The organism is Pseudomonas alvandae (assembly GCF_019141525.1).
GTDB classification, from domain to species: domain Bacteria; phylum Pseudomonadota; class Gammaproteobacteria; order Pseudomonadales; family Pseudomonadaceae; genus Aquipseudomonas; species Aquipseudomonas alvandae.
The window spans coordinates 1,753,729-1,774,916 of record NZ_CP077080.1; the positions used below are offsets into that span (position 1 = coordinate 1,753,729).

Annotated in this window: 16 protein-coding genes, 4 tRNA genes, 1 pseudogene and 1 riboswitch; of the genes and pseudogenes, 18 read left to right on the forward strand and 3 right to left on the reverse strand. The window is 60.4% G+C overall.

Annotated elements, in window-relative coordinates:
• Positions 1–214: 214 nt before the first annotated feature.
• The 6 genes from aruF to astE all read left to right on the forward strand — a co-directional run bounded on the left by aruF (position 215) and on the right by astE (position 6,628).
• The gene (gene aruF, locus KSS97_RS07700) at positions 215–1,234 is read left to right on the forward strand and encodes an arginine/ornithine succinyltransferase subunit alpha (protein ID WP_030142456.1); all 1,020 of its coding nucleotides are present in this window, start codon (positions 215–217) and stop codon (positions 1,232–1,234) included.
• Positions 1,235–1,281: 47 nt separating this feature from the next.
• A complete protein-coding gene (astA, locus tag KSS97_RS07705) occupies positions 1,282–2,307 on the forward strand; it encodes an arginine N-succinyltransferase (RefSeq protein ID WP_217861412.1) in 1,026 nt (341 codons plus the stop codon).
• The gene (astD, locus tag KSS97_RS07710) at positions 2,304–3,773 is read left to right on the forward strand and encodes a succinylglutamate-semialdehyde dehydrogenase (protein WP_217861970.1); all 1,470 of its coding nucleotides are present in this window, start codon (positions 2,304–2,306) and stop codon (positions 3,771–3,773) included. Before astA ends, astD begins: the two co-directional genes overlap by 4 nt.
• 131 nt (positions 3,774–3,904) lie before the next feature.
• Positions 3,905–5,251: an N-succinylarginine dihydrolase gene (gene astB / locus KSS97_RS07715; RefSeq protein ID WP_030142453.1), complete on the forward strand. Its 1,347-nt coding sequence runs from the start codon at positions 3,905–3,907 to the stop codon at positions 5,249–5,251.
• A gap of 69 nt (positions 5,252–5,320) precedes the next feature.
• Positions 5,321–5,608 (forward strand): hypothetical protein, encoded by a 288-nt coding sequence (locus KSS97_RS07720; RefSeq protein WP_030142452.1) that lies wholly within the window; start codon positions 5,321–5,323, stop codon positions 5,606–5,608.
• Between the two features lie 12 nt (positions 5,609–5,620).
• Positions 5,621–6,628 (forward strand): succinylglutamate desuccinylase, encoded by a 1,008-nt coding sequence (astE, locus tag KSS97_RS07725; RefSeq protein ID WP_217861413.1) that lies wholly within the window; start codon positions 5,621–5,623, stop codon positions 6,626–6,628.
• 122 nt (positions 6,629–6,750) lie between these two features.
• Here the strand turns inward: astE and KSS97_RS07730 are convergent, their stop codons facing one another.
• Entirely contained in the window at positions 6,751–7,260 is a 510-nt protein-coding gene (locus tag KSS97_RS07730) for a 6,7-dimethyl-8-ribityllumazine synthase (RefSeq protein WP_030142450.1), read from the reverse strand.
• A 98-nt stretch (positions 7,261–7,358) separates the two neighbouring features.
• A riboswitch (FMN riboswitch) is annotated at positions 7,359–7,526 on the reverse strand.
• Positions 7,527–7,778: 252 nt separating this feature from the next.
• On the opposite strand from KSS97_RS07730, the gene ltaE reads away from it, so the two are divergent.
• The 7 genes from ltaE to KSS97_RS07765 all read left to right on the forward strand — a co-directional run bounded on the left by ltaE (position 7,779) and on the right by KSS97_RS07765 (position 13,738).
• Positions 7,779–8,783: a low-specificity L-threonine aldolase gene (ltaE, locus tag KSS97_RS07735; protein ID WP_217861414.1), complete on the forward strand. Its 1,005-nt coding sequence runs from the start codon at positions 7,779–7,781 to the stop codon at positions 8,781–8,783.
• A 146-nt stretch (positions 8,784–8,929) separates the two neighbouring features.
• On the forward strand, positions 8,930–11,551 hold the full coding sequence (gene alaS / locus KSS97_RS07740; RefSeq protein ID WP_030142448.1) for an alanine--tRNA ligase: 2,622 nt from the start codon (positions 8,930–8,932) through the stop codon (positions 11,549–11,551).
• An 85-nt stretch (positions 11,552–11,636) separates the two neighbouring features.
• Entirely contained in the window at positions 11,637–12,878 is a 1,242-nt protein-coding gene (locus KSS97_RS07745; protein ID WP_030142447.1) for an aspartate kinase, read from the forward strand.
• A 185-nt stretch (positions 12,879–13,063) separates the two neighbouring features.
• Positions 13,064–13,252 carry a carbon storage regulator CsrA gene (gene csrA, locus KSS97_RS07750; protein ID WP_003178872.1) on the forward strand — a complete coding sequence of 63 codons (189 nt, stop codon included), beginning with the start codon at positions 13,064–13,066 and terminating at the stop codon, positions 13,250–13,252.
• A gap of 62 nt (positions 13,253–13,314) precedes the next feature.
• Positions 13,315–13,405, forward strand: a tRNA-Ser gene (locus KSS97_RS07755).
• A gap of 107 nt (positions 13,406–13,512) precedes the next feature.
• Positions 13,513–13,589 (forward strand) — tRNA-Arg (locus tag KSS97_RS07760).
• A 72-nt stretch (positions 13,590–13,661) separates the two neighbouring features.
• Positions 13,662–13,738 (forward strand) — tRNA-Arg (locus KSS97_RS07765).
• Positions 13,739–13,757: 19 nt separating this feature from the next.
• Here KSS97_RS07765 and KSS97_RS07770 read toward each other — a convergent pair.
• A pseudogene (locus KSS97_RS07770) lies at positions 13,758–14,271 on the reverse strand (cell envelope protein SmpA).
• A gap of 323 nt (positions 14,272–14,594) precedes the next feature.
• On the opposite strand from KSS97_RS07770, the gene mgtE reads away from it, so the two are divergent.
• Complete coding sequence (gene mgtE, locus KSS97_RS07775) at positions 14,595–16,037, forward strand: magnesium transporter (protein ID WP_030142446.1); 1,443 nt, start codon at positions 14,595–14,597, stop codon at positions 16,035–16,037.
• Between the two features lie 121 nt (positions 16,038–16,158).
• Here mgtE and KSS97_RS07780 read toward each other — a convergent pair whose 3' ends face one another.
• Positions 16,159–16,485, reverse strand: coding sequence for an Arc family DNA-binding protein (locus KSS97_RS07780; protein ID WP_030142445.1), 327 nt, complete (start codon positions 16,483–16,485; stop codon positions 16,159–16,161).
• A 525-nt stretch (positions 16,486–17,010) separates the two neighbouring features.
• Between KSS97_RS07780 and KSS97_RS07785 the strand changes: the two genes are divergently transcribed.
• The 4 genes from KSS97_RS07785 (at position 17,011) to KSS97_RS07800 (ending at position 21,173) form a co-directional block, all read left to right on the forward strand.
• A tRNA-Arg gene (locus KSS97_RS07785) sits at positions 17,011–17,087 on the forward strand.
• A gap of 221 nt (positions 17,088–17,308) precedes the next feature.
• Positions 17,309–18,916, forward strand: a complete 1,608-nt coding sequence (locus KSS97_RS07790) for a tetratricopeptide repeat-containing response regulator (protein WP_030142444.1) — start codon at positions 17,309–17,311, stop codon at positions 18,914–18,916.
• A complete protein-coding gene (locus tag KSS97_RS07795; protein ID WP_030142443.1) occupies positions 18,909–19,601 on the forward strand; it encodes a sensor histidine kinase in 693 nt (230 codons plus the stop codon). The genes KSS97_RS07790 and KSS97_RS07795 overlap by 8 nt, the downstream gene beginning before the upstream one ends.
• Before the next feature lie 330 nt (positions 19,602–19,931).
• The gene (locus tag KSS97_RS07800; RefSeq protein ID WP_217861971.1) at positions 19,932–21,173 is read left to right on the forward strand and encodes a glutamine synthetase family protein; all 1,242 of its coding nucleotides are present in this window, start codon (positions 19,932–19,934) and stop codon (positions 21,171–21,173) included.
• Positions 21,174–21,188: the final 15 nt, after the last annotated feature.

Sequence of the window (21,188 nt, forward strand, 5' to 3'; positions counted from 1 at the left end):
GGGAGCGAGCTTGCTCGCGATGGCGGCGGATGAGCCAGTATCAATGTGACTGATACACCGCTATCGCGAGCAAGCTCGCTCCCACAGGAGTCTTGCAGCGGCTGAGAAATCGAAGACCGCCGCAGATTTGATAGATGCCTGGGTGTTCGTTTAGTTTTTTTCTGTGTATCGACCCAATGGTCGAACCGTTTATTTCAAGTTAAGGAGTGACACCATGCTGGTGATGCGCCCCGCGCAAATGGCTGATCTGGGCGAGGTACAGCGTCTGGCTGCGGACAGCCCGATCGGTGTCACTTCCTTGCCGGATGACGTGGAACGCCTGAGCGACAAGATCGCCGCAAGCGAAGCCTCGTTCGCCGCCGAAGTCAGTTTCAACGGCGAAGAGAGCTATTTTTTCGTCCTCGAAGACACCGCCACCGGCAAGTTGGTGGGTTGTTCGGCCATCGTTGCGTCGGCGGGATACTCCGAGCCGTTCTACAGCTTTCGCAACGAGACCTTCGTCCATGCGTCCCGCGAGCTGAAGATCCATAACAAGATCCACGTACTCTCCCAGTGCCACGACCTGACCGGCAACAGCCTGTTGACGAGTTTCTACGTCGTGCCGGAACTGGTCGGGTCGCCTTGGGCCGAACTCAATTCCCGTGGGCGCCTGCTGTTCGTCGCCAGCCATCCGGAGCGCTTTGCCGATTCGGTGGTGACAGAGATCGTTGGCTACAGCGATGAAAATGGTGACTCGCCGTTCTGGGACGCCATCGGTCGCAACTTCTTCGACCTCAACTACGCCGCCGCCGAGCGTCTGTGCGGGCTGAAAAGCCGGACCTTCCTCGCCGAATTGATGCCGCATTACCCGATCTACGTGCCGCTGTTGCCGGATGCCGCCCAGGAAGCCATGGGCCAGGTCCACCCACGCGCACAGATCACCTTCGACATCCTGATGCGCGAGGGTTTCGAGACCGATCACTACATCGACATCTTTGACGGTGGCCCGACCTTGCATGCCCGCGTCTCGGGGATCCGCTCGATCGCCCAGAGCCGCGTGGTGCCGGTCAAGATCGGCGAAGCCGTCAAGGGCGCCGGTCGCCAATACCTGGTGGCCAACGCCCAATTGCAGGACTACCGCGCCGTGCTGCTCGACCTCGACTACGCGCCAGGCAAGCCTGTGACGCTGGACATGGAAGCAGCCGAAGCCCTGGGCGTCGGTGAAGGCGCCAGCGTGCGCCTGGTGGCGGTTTAACAGCAGTGTTTCGCGGGTGGCGTGAGCGGCCCGTCTGAGGAGATAGCATGATCGTTCGTCCCGTACGCAGCAGCGATTTACCCGCTCTGATCGCCCTGGCCCGCAGCACCGGCACCGGCCTGACCACCTTGCCGGCCAACGAAGAGCGCCTGGCCCATCGGGTTGGCTGGGCCGAGAAGACGTTTCGCGGCGAAGCCGGGCGTGGTGACGCGGACTACCTGTTCGTGCTCGAAGACGATGACGGTCGCGTGGTGGGTATTTCCGCCATCGCTGGCGCCGTGGGGTTGCGTGAGCCTTGGTACAACTTCCGGGTCGGCCTGACGGTCAGTGCTTCCCAGGAACTGAACATCTACCGGGAAATCCCGACGCTGTTCCTGGCCAACGACCTGACGGGCAATTCCGAGTTGTGCTCGTTGTTCCTCCATGCGGACTACCGCAACGGCCTCAATGGCCGGATGTTGGCCAAGGCGCGGATGCTGTTCATCGCCGAGTTCCCGCAGCTTTTCGGCAACAAGATCATTGCCGAAATGCGTGGCATGTCCGACGAAAATGGCCGCTCGCCGTTCTGGGAAAGCCTGGGCCGGCATTTCTTCAAGATGGAATTCAGCCAGGCCGATTACCTGACCGGCGTGGGCAACAAGGCGTTCATTGCCGAACTGATGCCCAAGTTTCCGCTGTACACCTGCTTCCTGTCGGAGGACGCCCGGGCCGTGATTGGCCAGGTTCATCCCGACACCGAGCCGGCGCTGTCGATGCTCAAGAGCGAAGGCTTCAGCTACCAGGGCTACGTCGACATCTTCGATGCCGGCCCGGCCGTCGAATGCGAGACTGGCAAGATCCGTGCGATCCGCGACAGCCAGGCGCTGGTGCTGGCCGTCGGCACGCCGGGCGATGACGCCACGCCATTCCTCATCCATAACCGCAAATGCCAGGACTGCCGCATCACGGCGGCGCCGGCGCGCTTTGCCGCGGGCACCCTGGTGGTCGATCCGCTGACCGCCAAACGTCTTCAACTCAACGCTGGCGACCAGGTGCGTGCCGTGGCGTTGTCCGCTGCTCGGGAGTCGAAATAATGAAATCGTTGTACATCGCTGGAAGTTGGCTGGAAGGCCAGGGCGACGCCTTCGAGTCGTTGAATCCGGTGACCCAGCAAGTGCTGTGGTCTGGAAGAGGCGCCACGGCGGCCCAGGTGGAATCCGCAGTGCAGGCTGCGCGCCAGGCGTTCCCGGACTGGGCTCGGCGCCCGCTGGACGAACGTATCCAGGTACTGGAAGCATTTGCCGGCACCCTGAAGACTCACGCTGACGAATTGGCCCGCTGCATCGGTGAGGAAACCGGCAAGCCACTGTGGGAAGCGGCCACCGAAGTCACCAGCATGATCAACAAGGTCGCCATTTCGGTGCAGAGCTACCGCGAGCGTACCGGCGAAAAGAGCGGGCCCCTGGGCGACGCCACCGCCGTGCTGCGCCACAAGCCCCACGGCGTGGTGGCGGTGTTCGGCCCTTACAACTTCCCCGGCCATTTGCCCAACGGCCACATTGTGCCGGCGCTGCTGGCGGGTAACTGCGTGTTGTTCAAGCCCAGCGAGTTGACGCCGAAAGTCGCCGAGCTGACGGTCAAGTGCTGGGCCGAAGCGGGCCTGCCGGCGGGTGTGCTGAACCTGCTGCAAGGCGCGCGTGAAACCGGTATTGCCCTGGCGGCGGAGCCGGGCATCGACGGGCTGTTCTTCACCGGGTCCAGCCGTACCGGCAACCTGTTGCACCAACAGTTCTCCGGTCGTCCGGACAAGATCCTCGCGCTGGAGATGGGCGGCAACAATCCGCTGGTGGTGGATGAAGTGGCCGATGTCGATGCGGCGGTGTACACCATCATCCAGTCTGCGTTCATCTCCGCCGGCCAGCGCTGCACGTGCGCACGCCGCCTGCTGGTGCCGGAAGGCCCGTGGGGCGATGCCTTGCTGGCGCGCCTGGTGCAAGTCAGCTCGACCATTGAGGTTGGGCCGTTTGACCAGCAACCGGCGCCGTTCATGGGCTCGGTGGTTTCCCTGGCCGCCGCGAAGGCATTGATGGATGCGCAGAATCATTTGCTGGGCAAGGGGGCCGTGCCGCTGCTGTCCATGACCCAGCCACAATCCCAGGCGGCGTTGTTGACGCCGGGGATCCTCGATGTCACCGCCGTGGCCGAGCGCCCCGACGAGGAATTGTTCGGGCCGTTGCTGCAGGTTATACGTTACAAAGATTTCGCCGGCGCGATCGCCGAAGCCAACAATACTCAATATGGCCTGGCCGCCGGCTTGCTCTCGGACTCTCAGGAGCGCTACGAGCAGTTCTGGTTGCAAAGCCGTGCGGGCATCGTCAACTGGAACAAGCAACTGACCGGCGCCGCCAGCAGCGCGCCGTTCGGCGGTGTCGGCGCCTCGGGGAACCATCGCGCCAGCGCTTATTACGCGGCGGATTATTGCGCGTATCCGGTGGCTTCGTTGGAGACGCCGAGCCTGGTCATGCCTGTGAGCCTGACGCCTGGCATAAAAATGGTTTAAGCCCTAATCGCGAGCAAGCTCGCTCCTACAAGGACAGTGCAAGGCCCTGTGGGAGCGAGCTTGCTCGCGATAGCCGCGACGCGGTTGTTACTCGATGCCTATAAAAAACAGATTCTCGTGGAGCCTCGCTGATGAAATCCTATGAAGTCAACTTTGACGGTCTAGTGGGGCCGACCCATAACTACGGCGGGCTCTCCTACGGCAACGTCGCCTCCCAGAGCAACAGCCAGCAATGCTCCAACCCCAAGGAAGCGGCGCTGCAAGGCCTGGCGAAAATGAAGGCGCTGATGAACATGGGGTTCAAGCAAGGTGTGCTGGCGCCACAGGAACGTCCGGACGTGGCGGCCTTGCGCCGCTTGGGCTTTGCCGGCAGCGACGCGCAGGTCATCCAGCAGGCCGCGAAAGAAGCGATGCCGCTGCTGGTCGCCAGTTGCTCGGCGTCGAGCATGTGGGTCGCCAACGCCGCCACCGTCAGCCCGAGCGCCGACACGGCTGACGGCCGCGTGCATTTCACAGCCGCCAACCTCAACTGCAAATACCACCGCAGCATCGAGCATCCGACCACCAGTCGCGTGCTGGGGGCGATGTTCGCCAACCAGCAACACTTCGCGCACCACGCCGCATTGCCAGCCGTGGCGCAATTCGGTGACGAAGGTGCGGCCAACCACACGCGCTTCTGCCGCGCCTATGGCGAGGCTGGTGTCGAGTTCTTCGTGTTCGGCCGCAGTGCGTTCGACAGTCGTTTCCCGTCGCCACAGAAATACCCGGCGCGCCAGACCCTCGAAGCCTCCCGTGCCGTCGCTCGCCTGCATGGCTTGAGTGAGGAGGGCGTGGTGTACGCCCAGCAGAACCCGGCGGTGATCGACCAGGGCGTTTTCCACAACGACGTGATCGCGGTGGGCAACGGCGAGGTGCTGTTCTACCACGAGGACGCGTTCCTCGAGACCGAGAAGATGCTGGCCGAGCTGAGCGACAAACTCGCCAAGGTCGGTGGGAAATTTCAATCGGTGTGCGTACCGCGTTCGGCGGTCACTGTCGATGACGCGGTCCGTTCCTACCTGTTCAACAGCCAATTGCTGTCGCGTTCCGACGGCACGATGCTGTTGATCGTCCCGGAAGAATGCCGTAGCAATGAACGTGTCTGGCAATACCTGCAAGGCCTGACAAGCTCTGGCGGCGTCATCCGTGAGGTGCAGGTCTTCGACCTCAAGCAAAGCATGCAGAACGGTGGCGGCCCGGCTTGCCTGCGGTTGCGCGTGGCGCTGAACGAAACCGAGCTGGCAGCCGTCAACCCAGGGGTTATCATGACCGCGCCGCTGTACGATTCGCTGACCCAATGGGTCGAGACTCACTACCGCGACCGCATGACCGAAAACGACCTGGCGGACCCGCAATTGCTGCTGGAATGCCGGTCGGCCCTGGATGAGCTGACACAAATCCTTAAACTTGGCTCGGTCTATCCTTTCCAGATCAATTGAAAGCGCGCGCGACCTGACTACAGTCAAAGCAGGGCGCGTTGCCTTATCCCCAGACGAGAATGTAAAAACATGAGCGATACCCTGCAGCTGATCCTTGAAGACACCGACGGCACGCAACTGGAAACCTCCTGCACCCGCGTCGCGGTGATGTGGCAGGGCAAGGAACTGTGGATCCAGCAGGACGGCCGCGGCCAGCTGCTGATCGGCGTCGATGTCGAGGAAGGGGACGAGGAATACGCCAACCTGCTGTTGCGCCCATTGGCGACCAACCTGGTCAGCCTGCAGCTGGAAATGGAGCCGGCTGACATGAGCGATGACGATCATGTCCATGGCCCGGATTGCGGCCACGACCATTAAGGAAATCGCACTATGCTCGCCCTCGGCAAACTGCTTGAACTGACCCTCGCCGGCCGTGAACCGGCGGAGAAGACTCAACTGACTGTCGAAGGCGTACGGATGCGCTGGTTGAGCGAGGGCGCGCTGGAGGTCAAGCCGCCCGAGGCGCGGGATAATGGCCTGGACTTGCTGCTCTCGGCCGGTATCCACGGTAACGAAACCGCGCCGATCGAATTGCTCGATCGCCTGCTGCATGACATTGCCCGTGGCGACCTGAAGCCACGGGCACGCATCCTGTTCCTGTTCGGCAATCCCGAGGCGATCCGGCGCGGCGAGCGTTTTTTCGAGCAGGACGTCAATCGCCTGTTCAATGGTCGCCATGAGCTGAGCGGCGGCCCCGAGGCGTTGCGCGCCTGTGAGCTGGAACGGCTGGCCGCGAGTTTCTTCAGCGTGCCGGACCGCAGCCGCTTGCATTACGACCTGCACACCGCCATCCGCGGCTCGAAGATCGAGCAGTTCGCCCTCTATCCATGGAAAGAAGGTCGCCAGCATTCACGCCGTGAACTGGCGCGCCTGCGTGCTGCGGGGATGGAGGCGGTGTTGCTGCAGAACAAGCCGTCCATCGTGTTCAGCGCTTATACCTACGATCAGCTCGGTGCCGAGTCCTTCACCCTGGAGTTGGGCAAGGCCCGGCCATTCGGCCAGAACGACGGCGTCAATGTCAGCCAGCTGGAAACGCGCCTGCAACAGATCATCGAAGGCAACGAGCCGGAGATGGAAGACAGCCTCGACGGCCTGCAACTGTTCAGCGTCGCGCGGGAAATCATCAAGCACAGCGACAGCTTCCGCCTGAACCTGCCGGCGGACATCGAGAACTTCTCCGAGCTTGAAAAAGGCTACGTGCTGGCCGAAGACATCGCCCATACGCGCTGGGTGATCGAAGAAGAGGGCGCGCGGATCATCTTCCCGAACCCCAAGGTCAAGAATGGCTTGCGGGCTGGCATCCTGATCGTGCCGGCAACCGACGAAAACCTGATCTAAAGCCCCATCATTCCAGTGTGGGAGCGGGCTTGCTCGCGAATGCGGAGTGTCAGACAACTTATTTGTTAACTGACACACCGCATTCGCGAGCAAGCCCGCTCCCACAGGTTTTTTAGCGGCTTTTAAACCGCTACCGCCCGCTGTTCACTGCGTCGCAGCGCCCGGGTCTTGTGCAGCGTATCGGCGCAGGTCTTCGCCGCTTCCTGGCCCTTGTGCACGAAATGCTCGAAGAAGAACTTCTGATGTTCTTCCCCAGCATGGAAGTGATGCGGCGTCAGCACGACCGAGAACACCGGCACTTCGGTTTCCAACTGCACCTGCATAAGGCCGCTGATCACCGATTGGGCGACGAACTCGTGGCGGTAGATGCCGCCGTCTACTACCAGGCCGGCCGCGACGATGCCGGCGTAGCGGCCGGATTTGGCCAGCAGTTTGGCGTGCAGCGGAATCTCAAAGGCACCGCCGACTTCGAAGAAGTCGATGTCACTTTCCTGATAGCCCTGGCTGATCATCTCGGCGACAAAGCCTTTGCGGCTCTGGTCGACGATTTCCTTGTGCCAGCAGGCCTGGATGAACGCGACGCGCTCGCCCGGATGGTTTTTGGTCTTGCTGTCGATTGCGGTGGGTTGCATGTTCTGGTTCCTGTTTGTGTGAAAAACAGGGCGTCATGAATCGAAGGGGATTCGAGGGTACGCCGCGCACAGAGTCGCAGTCGGCCCTTGGGTGTCAATCCCGTTCTCTCTTCATCCGGACTATGACCGTCGGCCCCGGGATCACACCGGGTCTGCTGACCTTGTCGCTGCACCGCAAAAGCCGTGTAGTGCCAAGCGCTCGCGGGCTATGCGCATTGCGCGCAATTACCGCCGGTGGGGAATTGCACCCCGCCCTGAGAACGTTTTGCCGACACGGCATGTGACGGCGGAGAATTTTTAACACATAAACTACTGTGGGAGCGAGCTTGCTCGCGATAGCGGTGGTTCAGCTTGCATCGATGCAGGATGTACTGCCGCCATCGCGAGCAAGCTCGCTCCCACAGGGATTTGGATAATCTGTTGGGTTAGTGTGGTCCTGGGCTTGATTATTCCTCGCCATGCCCGCAGTAATTGCCCTTCGAAAGGGAATTCCCCCACCAGAACCCGAGGCCAGATTCATGAGTGTTATCGATCTTCGCAGCGACACGGTCACCCAACCCACAGCCGGTATGCTGGATGCCATGGCCAGCGCGCCGACCGGCGACGATGTGTATGGCGAAGATCCGACCGTTAATCGCCTCGAAGCCGAGCTGGCCCAACGACTGGGTTTTGCCGAGGCGTTGTTCGTGCCCACGGGCACCATGAGCAACCTGCTGGGGTTGATGGCCCATTGTGAGCGCGGCGACGAATACATCGTTGGCCAGCAGGCCCACACCTACAAATACGAGGGGGGTGGTGCGGCGGTGCTTGGCTCGATCCAGCCGCAGCCTCTCGAAGTGCAGGCGGATGGCTCCCTGGATCTGGCGCACGTCGCGGCGGCGATCAAGCCCGACGACTTTCACTTTGCCCGTACCCGGCTGCTGGCATTGGAAAATACGATGCAAGGCAAGGTCCTGCCGCTGGAATACCTGGCCCGGGCTCGGCGCTTCACGCGGGAACATGGCCTGGCCCTGCACCTGGACGGCGCGCGGTTGTATAACGCAGCCGTCAAATTGAATGTCGATGCGCGGGAAATCACCCAGCATTTCGATTCGGTGTCGGTGTGCCTGTCCAAGGGCCTGGGCGCTCCGGTGGGCTCGGTCCTGTGCGGTACGACCGAGCTGATCGGCAAGGCACGCCGGCTGCGCAAGATGGTCGGTGGCGGCATGCGTCAGGCCGGGATCCTTGCGGCGGCGGGGCTGTATGCCCTGGAGCATAACGTGCAGCGCCTGGCGGATGACCACGCCAATGCCCAGCGGCTCGCCGAGGGCTTGCGGGCGGCGGGCTACGAGGTCGAGCCGGTGCAGACCAACATGGTCTATGTGCAAATGGGCGAGCGGGCCGAGGCGATCAAGGCGTTTGCCGGTGAGCGGGGCGTCAAGCTCAGCGCGGCGTCGCGCCTGCGAATGGTGACGCACATGGACGTCAGCGCGGCGCAAATTGATCAGGTAGTCGCCACTTTCGTCGAATTTTCCCGCCAATGACCCGCCAACCGCGCCAATTGACAGTTTCTATCGCATAAACACGCTGTACCCCGCGCAAAGGGCCGATATAATGCGGCCCTTTGCCGTTGCTTCGTCTGTTGACGTTATGCACAGGCCTTTGGCCGCAGCCTCCGTGGAAGAACCTAATGAAAAGCGCAGAAATCCGTGAAGCCTTCCTTCGCTTCTTCGAAGAGCAAGGCCACACCCGAGTAGCCTCCAGCTCTTTGATTCCGGGCAACGACCCGACCCTGCTGTTCACCAACGCGGGGATGAACCAGTTCAAGGACTGCTTCCTGGGCCAGGAAAAACGTGCCTACACCCGTGCGGTGAGCAGCCAGAAATGCGTGCGCGCCGGCGGCAAGCACAACGACCTGGAAAACGTCGGCTATACCGCTCGTCACCACACCTTCTTCGAAATGCTGGGCAACTTCAGCTTCGGTGACTATTTCAAGCGCGACGCCATTACCTTCGCCTGGACGTTCCTGACGTCTGACAAGTGGCTGAACCTGCCCAAGGAAAAACTCTGGGTAACGGTCTACGCGACTGACGATGAAGCCTACGACATCTGGACCAAGGAAGTTGGCGTCCCGGCTGAGCGCATGGTGCGCATCGGCGACAACAAGGGCGCGCCTTACGCCTCCGACAACTTCTGGACCATGGGCGACACCGGCCCGTGCGGCCCTTGCACCGAGATCTTCTACGACCACGGCGCCGACATCTGGGGCGGCCCACCCGGCTCGCCGGAAGAAGACGGCGACCGTTACATCGAGATCTGGAACAACGTCTTCATGCAGTTCAACCGCACCGCCGATGGCGTGTTGCATCCGCTGCCAGCGCCGTCTGTGGACACCGGCATGGGCCTGGAGCGGATCAGTGCGGTGCTGCAGCACGTCCATTCCAACTACGAAATCGACCTGTTCCAGAGCCTGCTGACCGCGTCGGCCAAGGCCATCGGTTGCACCAACGACAACCAGGCTTCGCTGAAAGTCGTGGCCGACCACATCCGCTCCTGCGGCTTCCTGATCGCCGACGGCGTGCTGCCGTCCAACGAGGGTCGCGGCTACGTGCTGCGCCGGATCATCCGTCGCGCCTGCCGTCACGGCAACAAACTGGGCGCCAAGGGCAGCTTCTTCTATCAGATCGTCGGGGCACTGGTGGCCGAGATGGGCGAAGCCTTCCCGGAACTCAAGTCCCAGCAAGCGCACATCGAGCGCGTGCTCAAGGCTGAAGAAGAGCAATTCGCCAAGACCCTGGAGCAAGGCCTGAAGATCCTCGAACAGGACCTGGCCGAACTCAAGGGCAACGTGGTCCCTGGCGACGTGGTGTTCAAGCTGTACGACACCTACGGCTTCCCGATGGACTTGACCGGCGACATCGCCCGCGAACGCAACCTGACCCTCGACGAGGAAGGTTTCGAGCGCGAGATGGAAGCCCAGCGTGTGCGTGCACGCTCCGCGAGCTCCTTCGGCATGGACTACAACAGCCTGGTCAAGGTTGACGTGGCCACCGAATTCACCGGCTATAGCGCAACCACCGGTTCGGCCAAGATCGTCGCCATCTATAAGGACGGCCAGTCGGTCGACATCCTGAGCGAAGGCCAGGAAGGCGTCATCGTGCTGGACAAGACCCCGTTCTACGCCGAGTCCGGCGGCCAGATCGGCGACTGCGGCTACCTGCAGGCCGGCAACTCGCGCTTCGACGTGCGTGACACCACCAAGACCGGCGGCGCGTTCCTGCACCACGGCGTGCTGGCCTCCGGCAGCCTGATGATCGCTGCCCCGGTGGCGGCCCATGTCGATGCCGAGGTTCGTCACGCGACGTCGCTGAACCACTCCGCCACGCACTTGCTGCACGCAGCCTTGCGTCAGGTGCTGGGTGAGCACGTCCAGCAGAAAGGTTCGTTGGTGGACAGCCAGCGCCTGCGTTTCGACTTCAGCCACTTCGAAGCCATCAAGCCTGAACAACTCAAGGCGCTGGAAGACATCGTCAACGCCGAGATTCGCAAGAACTCCCCGGTAGAGACCGAAGAAACCGACATCGAGACCGCCAAGCGCAAGGGCGCGATGGCGCTGTTTGGCGAGAAGTACGGTGATAGCGTGCGCGTGCTGAGTATGGGCGACTTCTCCGTTGAACTGTGTGGTGGCATCCACGCCAATCGCACCGGCGACATCGGCCTGCTGAAGATCGTCAGCGAAGGCGGCGTGGCCTCCGGCGTGCGGCGTATCGAGGCGGTCACTGGCGCTGCGGCGCTGGCGTATCTCAATGCGGCGGAAGAACAACTCAAGGAAGCGGCAAGCCTGATCAAGGGCAGCCGTGACAACCTGATCGACAAGCTGTCGGCTGTGCTGGAGCGCAACCGCCTGCTGGAAAAGCAACTCGAGCAGTTGCAGGCCAAGGCTGCCAGCGCCGCGGGCGACGATCTGTCGGCCCAGGCGGTGGACGTCAAGGGCGTCAAAGTGCTGGCCGCGCGTCTCGACGGCCAGGATGGCAAGGCGCTGCTGGCGCTGGTCGATCAACTGAAAAACAAACTCGGCCGCGCAGTGATCCTGCTCGGCGGTGTCCATGAGGAAAAGGTCGTTCTCGTCGCAGGCGTGACCAAAGACCTGACTGGCCAACTCAAAGCCGGTGATTTGATGAAGCAGGCCGCTGCAGCAGTGGGCGGGAAGGGCGGTGGTCGTCCGGACATGGCGCAAGGCGGCGGTACCGACGCCGGCGCATTGGACGCGGCACTGGCCCAGACCGTTGCATTTGTAGAGCAGGGTATTTAAGACGGCGCTCCGGGCTCGCCAAGGTGCGCCCGGCCGCTGTTGATTGATTATTTGGGCGCCCTTCATGGGCAGAGGCGGCTTTGAAATGGCTTTGATCGTACAGAAATTTGGAGGCACCTCGGTCGGCACCGTCGAGAGAATCGAACAAGTCGCCGACAAGGTTAAGAAATTCCGTGAAGCGGGCGACGACCTGGTGGTCGTGCTGTCGGCCATGAGCGGCGAGACCAACCGTCTGATCGATCTGGCCAAGCAAATCAGCGGCGACCAGCAACCGGTTCCCCGCGAGCTGGACGTGATCGTTTCCACCGGCGAGCAGGTGACCATCGCCTTGCTGGCCATGGCGTTGATCAAGCGTGGCGTGCCGGCGGTGTCCTACACCGGCAACCAGGTTCGTATCCTGACGGACAGCGCGCACAACAAAGCGCGTATCCTGCAGATCGATGATCAGAAAATTCGCGGCGACCTGAAGGCCGGTCGCGTCGTGGTGGTCGCCGGTTTCCAAGGTGTGGATGAGCACGGCAACATCACCACCCTCGGCCGTGGCGGTTCCGATACCACGGGCGTGGCGCTGGCGGCGGCCCTCAAGGCTGACGAGTGCCAGATCTACACCGATGTCGATGGCGTCTACACCACCGATCCACGGGTCGTGCCCGTGGCTCAACGCCTGGACAAGATTACCTTCGAAGAGATGCTGGAAATGGCCAGCCTCGGTTCCAAGGTATTGCAGATCCGTGCGGTTGAATTCGCTGGCAAGTACAACGTTCCGCTGCGCGTCCTGCACAGCTTCAAGGAGGGTCCGGGCACCCTCATTACTATTGATGAAGAGGAATCCATGGAACAGCCGATCATTTCCGGCATCGCTTTCAACCGCGATGAAGCCAAGCTGACCATCCGTGGCGTGCCAGACACCCCCGGCGTGGCGTTCAAGATTCTCGGCCCGATCAGTGCCGCCAATATCGAAGTCGACATGATCGTGCAGAACGTCGCGCACGATAACACCACCGACTTCACTTTCACCGTGCACCGCAACGACTATCAGTCCGCCGAAGCCGTGTTGAAGAAAACGGCCGGCGAGATCGGTGCCCGCGAAGTGGTTGGCGACACCAAGATCGCCAAGGTCTCGATTGTCGGTGTCGGCATGCGTTCCCACGCAGGAGTGGCCAGCCGCATGTTCGAATCCCTGGCCAAGGAAAGCATCAATATCCAGATGATCTCCACGTCGGAAATCAAGGTTTCCGTGGTGATCGAAGAGAAGTACCTGGAGCTGGCCGTGCGCGCCCTGCACACGGCGTTTGAACTCGACGCTGCGGCCCGACAGGGCGAGTAAGGCGTTGCCTTGAGGGCGCGGTTTTTACCGCGCCCTTTGTTTTTCTGAATGGCGTGTCCCAAAACTGTTCTTTTGCGCGCGCTGGTCAATACTAGGCCTGTAGGCTGCGACCGTTTCGGTTGTAGGTCCCATGCCTTTTTTTTGCAGACGGTTGTCCCTTAAGTGAATTGCGTGAGGAGAAAGGTATGCTGATTCTGACCCGTCGGTGTGCAGAAAGCCTGATTATTGGCGATGGCGAAATCACCGTGACCGTGCTCGGCGTCAAAGGAAACCAAGTGCGTATCGGCGTCAACGCCCCGAAAGAGGTCGCTGTGCACCGCGAGGAAATTTACCTGCGTATCAAGAAAGAGAAGGACGACGAACCAAGCCATTAATTTTTATCGATTTTTATGTTTGCAAACGGGGATGAAGGTGGTTAATATACGCCCCGTGTTGCGGAGAGCTGGCCGAGTGGCCGAAGGCGCTCCCCTGCTAAGGGAGTACACCTCAAAAGGGTGTCGGGGGTTCGAATCCCCCGTTCTCCGCCATTATTCGTTTAGTGCGCTGTAATCTGGCTTGATCGGTAAGTGTTTGAAATTACTGAAAAAAGCGCTTTACAAAAAGATTTTGCGACCTATAATGCGCGGCAACAAATGCACTCGTAGCTCAGCTGGATAGAGTACTCGGCTACGAACCGAGCGGTCACAGGTTCGAATCCTGTCGAGTGCACCATTTAAGAGTTGCTTGCAGCAATGCAAATAACTTGGCTTCAACCAGTTGTGATCTGGTATAAAACCACAACTTGCACTCGTAGCTCAGCTGGATAGAGTACTCGGCTACGAACCGAGCGGTCACAGGTTCGAATCCTGTCGAGTGCACCAAACACCAAAAAGCCTGCGTTTAACGCGGGCTTTTTGCTGTCTGCGATTCAGGTTTTCACACATCCTTTCTCATCAAATACCACCTCTGCACTGCGACCCTTCTTGGTTTTGTAGGTATACCGCGTGCTCGAATTCCGCACCTTGATCGTGTCGGGCTTGCCAAGCGCGCTCTCGACGTCTTGCTGGCTCATGCCAGCGATGATCCGACGGTTGATGATCGCTTCGCGGCGCTGGCCGGCGCTGATCAGGTTCCCGCAGCGGTCTTCGAGGCGACCGACGATGGTCGGTTCCCTGCGCCTGGTTTTGTTGCTGGATGTTTGATGGCTCTCGGCTTCGGGCAGCATCGGCTCGATGTAGCCTGGGTTGAACGAATGGATCGGTTGCAGCGTCAGGGTTTCTCCCGGGCCGCAGCTCAAGGTCGTGAAGGTGACCTGTCCATCGAGATCTTCGCAGCGATGCACAACGTGGTCAGCAGCCCAGAGCGGCAGGCAGGGCAGGGCGTAGAGCCAAAATAGACAGCGAAATCCAGGCATCCTGGCGTCCCTCCTTGACGGTGAATAGAGCAAGGGTAGCTGCTGCACTTTTGCCAGGCGGTGTGTTTTCTTTTCAGAATAAGTCGTCGTAGATACGGAGGTTCAGCCTGTGTTCAGGTTTGTCTCGCAAGCGCTTGTTCTTGCCATGATTTTTTAACGTTTTACAGCGCCAAGCGGTGTATGATTGCGCCCGTCAGCCCCGCCGGGGCTTTGGAATATCTTCATGGACTTACCCAGTAGTTACTCAACAGCTTGTTTTGCCAATCATGAATTAACTGATTGATCCTTCCGGCGTGCTCCACTGCTGGGAGTGGAGTTCGCCTATGACTGAAATCGAAGTAAAAAAAACGCAGGAAAGCCTTCAGGATCGCCTCGCTCAAGTCGTTGAGCTGCTGCATCGCCAGCGGGTCGTGGAAGACCTGACGCATCGCCAGGAAGGGCCGCATCATGACCGGGTCGAGAATCTGGTCCACCGGCAGAACCTCGTCGAGTTGCAACGCAAGCTCGATGACCTGCACTCCGCCGACGTCGCCTACATTCTTGAAGCCTTGCCGCTGGAAGAGCGCCTGACGGTCTGGCAACTGGTCCAGGCTGATCGCGACGGCGACATCTTGCTTGAAGTGTCCGACTCGGTTCGTGAGACCCTGATCGCCGACATGGATGATCATGAGCTTCTCGCCGCGGCCAAGGAAATGGACGCCGACGAACTCGCCGACCTTGCCCCCGAATTGCCCCGCGACGTTGTCCACGAACTGATGGAAGCCCTCGATGGCCAGCAGCGCGAGCGTGTGCGCTCGGCGTTGTCCTACGACGAGGAGCAGGTCGGTGCGCTGATGGACTTCGAGATGGTGACGATCCGTGAGGACGTCAGCCTTGAAGTGGTCTTGCGCTACCTGCGTCGTCTGAAGGAACTGCCGGGGCATACCGACAAACTCTTCGTCGTCGATTATGACGGCGTGCTCAAGGGCGTACTGCCCATCAAGCGCCTGCTGGTCAACGACCCGGAAAAGCAAGTGGCCGAGGTGATGGCCAGCGATCCCGTGAGCTTTCACCCTGACGAGAATGCCTACGATGCGGCGCAGGCGTTCGAGCGCTACGACTTGATCTCGGCGCCGGTGGTGGATAAGAACGGCAAGCTGATCGGCCGTCTCACCATCGACGAAATGGTTGACCTGATTCGTGAGGAAAGCGAAAGCGAAGTCCTCAGCATGGCGGGTCTACGGGAAGAAGAAGACATTTTTGCTTCTGTCTGGAAATCCCTGCGTAACCGCTGGGCCTGGCTGGCGATCAACCTGATCACGGCGTTTGTCGCCTCCCGAGTCATCGGCCTGTTCGAAGGCTCCATCGAGAAGCTGGTAGCGCTGGCGGCGTTGATGCCTATCGTTGCCGGCATCGGCGGTAACTCCGGCAACCAGACCATCACCATGATCGTTCGCGCCATGGCGCTGGACCAGGTCAGTACGGGTAACACGTCGCGGTTGATGCGCAAGGAACTGGCGGTGGCGTTGATCAACGGCGTCATCTGGGGCGGCGTGATTGGCGTTGTGGCCTATCTGCTTTATGGAAGCTGGTCGTTGGGCGTGGTCATGACTGCTGCGATGACCCTCAATCTGTTGTTGGCAGCATTGATGGGGGTACTGATTCCCATGACGCTGGCTCGCCTGGGTCGCGACCCGGCGATGGGGGCCAGCGTGATGATCACCGCCATGACCGACAGCGGCGGGTTCTTTATCTTCCTGGGCTTGGCGACGATCTTCCTGCTCTGAATGGCTTATCAAGAAGCCCGCCCTGCCGGCGGGCTTTTTTCTGGGCGATTGCTTTTCACCGCGGCCATATTTCGGGCAAAAAAAAGCCAGCACGAGGCTGGCTTTAATATCTTGGACGCGATCAGGACGCGTCTGCGGCCATTTCGGCGTCGTGGGCGATCAGCGAAACAAGGGCGTTCTGCTGACGATGGGAAAGTTGTCGGAAGCGTTGAAGCAACTCGCGCTCATGCAGCGAAAGCTCCGGGCTGTCCAGGCGCATGCTCAGCTCTTCGCCCAATGCACCTTCCTGAATCAGGCTTTGCTCCAGGCGCGCAATGATTTCGGAGTTCATGCTGCGGTGATGATTACGAGCCACCTCGGCAATGCGTTCGCGCATTCCGTCTGGCAGACGTACGACGAACTTGTCAGCCGTACGGCTGGAATAAATTGGCTTTGTCATTGGGCGCATATTTATTAACCGGTTAGTTCAGGGGAGCGGTTCTCGGGATTGGCCGCAGGATGTCGATAGGACAAGGCGCGCAGCCAAATGTTCAACCTGAATTGTTATGAGGCCCGCATCATGCCTCAAAATTGCCAGATCATTGGCGCCAATTCTGTGACAAATTCTGATCCGGGTAAAGGCGTTATGCCAGCACCTTTCATCAAAAAATGCGGACTGGTTTGAAAAAACCGTCAGGTTCCGCATTTGTGACCACTGCATCGTGTCGTTGTGCCATACCGTTGGGCGGATAACCGGTGCGGAACAAGACGGCTGCTTTCCTTGTTACGTATAGGATAGTGGCAATTGGCCGATTTACTAGATCGACAAGCCTGGGACAGATGAGCGGCGGCAGGAGTCACGGGCTATTCGCTTGACGAGACGGTGGGCCGTACCATTTGCCTACACTTAATAGGCGGGGATGCATGACAAAAGCGGGGCTGGCCGTTAACATGCTCGCCGTCCAACGCACCGCGTTTCTCGTGGTCGTCCCGTGTCTCAGTAGCTCAATTGGATAGAGCATCCCCCTCCTAAGGGGAAGGTTGGCAGTTCGAACCTGCCCTGGGACACCATTTCCTGTGCAAATCCTCCCAAGCCCTTCCACGAATCCTTAACGGATCGCTGTTTGCGGCCGATAACCCAGTGAGGCCCCTTTCCTGACGTCGCGGCGTCCCGGAGCGGCTCGCGGTGGGTGTCGCGGTTGTCTATCATCTGCGCGCCTCGCCCAACCGCGGGGCGGTGTAGTGTTGTTTTTGCCATTGAGCTTATTTTCCTATTTGCCTGGACATCCTCGATGCTGGCGTACCACCAAAAAAGTTTTCTGATCGTCGATGATTTCTCGGACTTCCGCAGTTCCGTCCGGTCCATGCTGCGTGAGCTGGGCGTCAAGGACGTGGACACCGCCGATACGGGTGAAGTAGCGCTGCGCATGTGCTCGCAGAAGCGCTATGACTTTATCCTGCAGGACTATCACCTGGGTGATGGGCGTAAAAATGGTCAGCAGGTCCTGGAGGACCTGATGATCGAGAAATTGATCAGCCATGAAAGCGTCTTCCTCATGGTGACCGCCGAGACCAGCCAGGCGATGGTGCTCAGTGCCTTGGAGCATGAGCCCGATGCATACCTGACCAAGCCATTCAATCGCTCCGGCCTGGCCCAGCGGTTGGAGCGCCTCGAGCAACGCAAGACGCTGCTCAAGCCGATCCTGCAGGCCCTCGATCGTGGCAAGCCGATGGAAGTGCTCAATGCCTGTATCGCCCTGTGCAAGCAGGACCCGCGCTACGGGCCGCTGTGCCTGCGCTATCGGGCCGATGCGCTGCGCGACCTGAATCAGAACGAGGCCCTTGAGCGGTTGTACAATTCCATCATCGCGGATCGCCCGTTGCCGTGGGCGTACGCGGGGTTGGGTAAATTGCTCTTCAAGCGTGGGCAGATAGGCGAAGCCAAGGCTGTCTATGAAAAAGCCCTGAAAGTCTTTCCGATGATGCCGGCGTTGTACGACGGCATGGCCGATGTGCTGGTGGCCGAAGGCGACACCAAGCAGGCTCAAAGTGTGCTGGAAGAGGCCGTCCGCCTGTCGCCCCTGGCGGTGCGCCGACAAGCGTTGTTGGGCAAGTTGGCGATGACCAACGAGGATTACGACACCGCTTCAAAAGCCTATCGTCAAGCGGTGGGGCAGGGCGCGCAATCGCGCTTCAAGGACCCGGAAACCAACCTTGGACTCGCCCATGCGTTGATCAGCAAGGGCAGCGAGAAGGGCCTGGACACTCGGACCCGCCTGGAAATCAACACGACGCTCAGCGCCGTGGCGAAGGAAAACCCCAGCGATCCGGGGCTGCAGGTGCGGGCGCGCCTGATGAAAGCCACGAGCCTGCTGCTCAACGATGCCGAAACTGCCGAGAAGTTGACCGAGCAAGCCTTGCAGCGTCTCGACGGCATGGAGCAGTTCATGAGCGCCGAAGCCGCCTTGCTGGTGGCCAAACAGTTGCAGATGCTTGGCCAGACCAGCGCCGGCGAGTCGATGCTCAAGAACTGCGCGGAAATCTACGGTGATGATCCGGCGGTCATGCAAGGCATCGCCAAGCTCACCGATGACCCGAACATTCTCAACCAGGGCAATGCCGCCGCCGAGCTGAACCGCGAAGGCGTGCGCGTCTACAAGACGGGCGCATTGCCCGAGGCGCGGGAATTGTTCCGACGGGCCCTGAAGATGCAACCGAAAAACATCAGTATTGCTTTGAACATGGCGCAGTCCCTGCTGCATGGCACCGATACCAGTGTGGAGTCGGAGCTGCTGCAGGAATGCCGCGCCTGCCTGAAACTGGTGGGCATGATGCCCGACACCGATGCGCGTCATGCGCGCTATCAAAAACTGCGAAGCAAGGCATTTGGCGATGAATGACAGCGAACAGGCACTCGATTTTTCCACGGTGATCGCGTCTACCGTGCATGACATGAAAAACTCCCTGACCTTGCTCATGCAGGCGCATACGCAATGGCTCGAGCGCTTGCCGGAGCGCGAGCGGCAGACATCGGAGCAGGGCGTGATGGGCTTCGAGTTCGCTCACCTCAATGGCCTCCTGGTGCAATTGTTGGGACTTTATAAACTCGGGGTGAATCAACTGCCGCTGCATCCGGCCTATCACGAGCTGGATGACTTCATCGAAGCGCAACTGGCCGGCCACCAGGACGTGTTTCGTAGTCGCGGGATCATGGCCACATATGAAGTCGATCCGCTGAGCCCGCTGGGTTTCTTCGACCGTGAGCTGATTGCTTCGGTGCTCGATAACACGATCAACAACGCCATTCGCCATGCCCGGCAGGCATTGCTGATCAGCGTGAGCGACGAGGCTGGGCAACTGGTGTTGACCATCAACGACGACGGCGAAGGTTACCCGCCTGAGATGATCGAGCGTCAGGCCGAGTACGTGCAGGGCATCAACCACAGCAGCGGTAGCACCGGGCTGGGCCTGTACTTCGCCGCCCGAATTGCCGGGCTGCACCAGCGTGGCGGCTTGAGCGGGCGTACCGAGATTGCCAACGGCGGTGTGCTGGGCGGTGGGGTGTTCAGGCTTTATCTGCCCTGAGCCAATCTCCGGGTCGGTACAGAACCCTGTGGGAGCGAGCTTGCTCGCGATAGCGGTATATCAGCTTGCATCAATGCTGCTGACCTGACCCTATCGCGAGCAAGCTCGCTCCCACAGCGCATTCCAATGGCAGATCTTTATTGTCGCTGGGTGCTTGATATTCCGAACAGCCGGAGCCTATTTTGTACGGGTTGCCGTTCGCGGCTCGCACATAACAAGGATTGCGTCATGACGACCGATGGCCAGTGTTCACTCGCGCAGCGATTGACGGGCATTGATGAGATTGAATGTGTCACGCCGGATTTGAATGGCGTGCCCAGGGGCAAGGTGATGAGCGCCGAAGGCTTCCTCGAGGGCCGGCGGTTGCAACTGGCGCGAGGTGTGCTGCTGCAATGCATCATGGGCGGCTATCCGCCATCGCGCTTTTATGGCAGCGATGACGGCGACCTGGCGCTGGTGCCCGATCCACAGCAGATTCATCGCTTGCCATGGAGCCATCCGCCCCGTGCCTTGGCGATTTGCGATGCCGACGAGCTCAGCGGCGAAAGCTCGCCACTTTCGACGCGCGGCCAACTCAAGGCTGTTGTCGCTCGATACGCGGCCCTCGGACTGGCGCCGGTGGTGGCGACGGAGCTGGAGTTCTTTGTGTTTGCCCCTAATTCGGACCCTACGCAGCCGTTCCGGCCGCCGGTGGGCCTGGACGGGCGTCGCGAAGACGGCCAGTCGGCGTTCAGTATCAGTTCCAATAACGGCTTGCGACCGTTCTTCAATGAAGTCTACGAATGCATGGCGACGCTGGGGTTGCCGCGCGACACTTTCATGCATGAAATGGGCGTGAGTCAGTTCGAGATCAATCTGCTCCATGGCGATCCTGTGCTGCTGGCCGACCAGACGTTCCTGTTCAAGCATCTGCTCAAGGAAGTGGCCCTCAAGCATGGCCTGATTGTGGTTTGCATGGCCAAGCCGCTGGCGCAAACGCCGGGCAGCTCGATGCATATCCACCAGAGTGTCGTCGAGCTGGGCAGCGGCCGTAATGTGTTCAGCGACGAGGCCGGCGAGCCGACGGCGGCGTTCCGGCATTTCATTGGCGGGCAGCAGGCCGGCATGGCGGATTTTACCGCGCTGTTCGCGCCCAACGTGAATTCCTACCAGCGCCTGTGCCATCCGTTCGCATCGCCAAACAATGCGTGCTGGTCCCATGACAATCGCTCGGCCGGGTTGCGCATTCCCGCCAGTTCACCAGTGGCCCGGCGTGTCGAGAACCGCTTGCCAGGGGCCGATGCCAACCCTTACCTGGCGATTGCCGCGAGTCTGGCGGCGGGGCTTTATGGCATCGAAAATCACTTGGAACCGGGCGCCGCGATCCAGGGCGAGTTCGAGGTGCCGGATAATCTGTCGCTGCCATGTACCTTGCACGCTGCCCTCGAGCGTCTCAAGCGTAGCCATTTGGCGAAGGAACTGTTCGGGGCCGAGTTCATCGAAGGTTACATTGCGTCGAAGACCCTGGAACTGACCAGTTTCTTCGACGAGATCACGCCCTGGGAACGGCGTGTACTGGCGGCCCAGGCATAACGAACCCGTTGCATA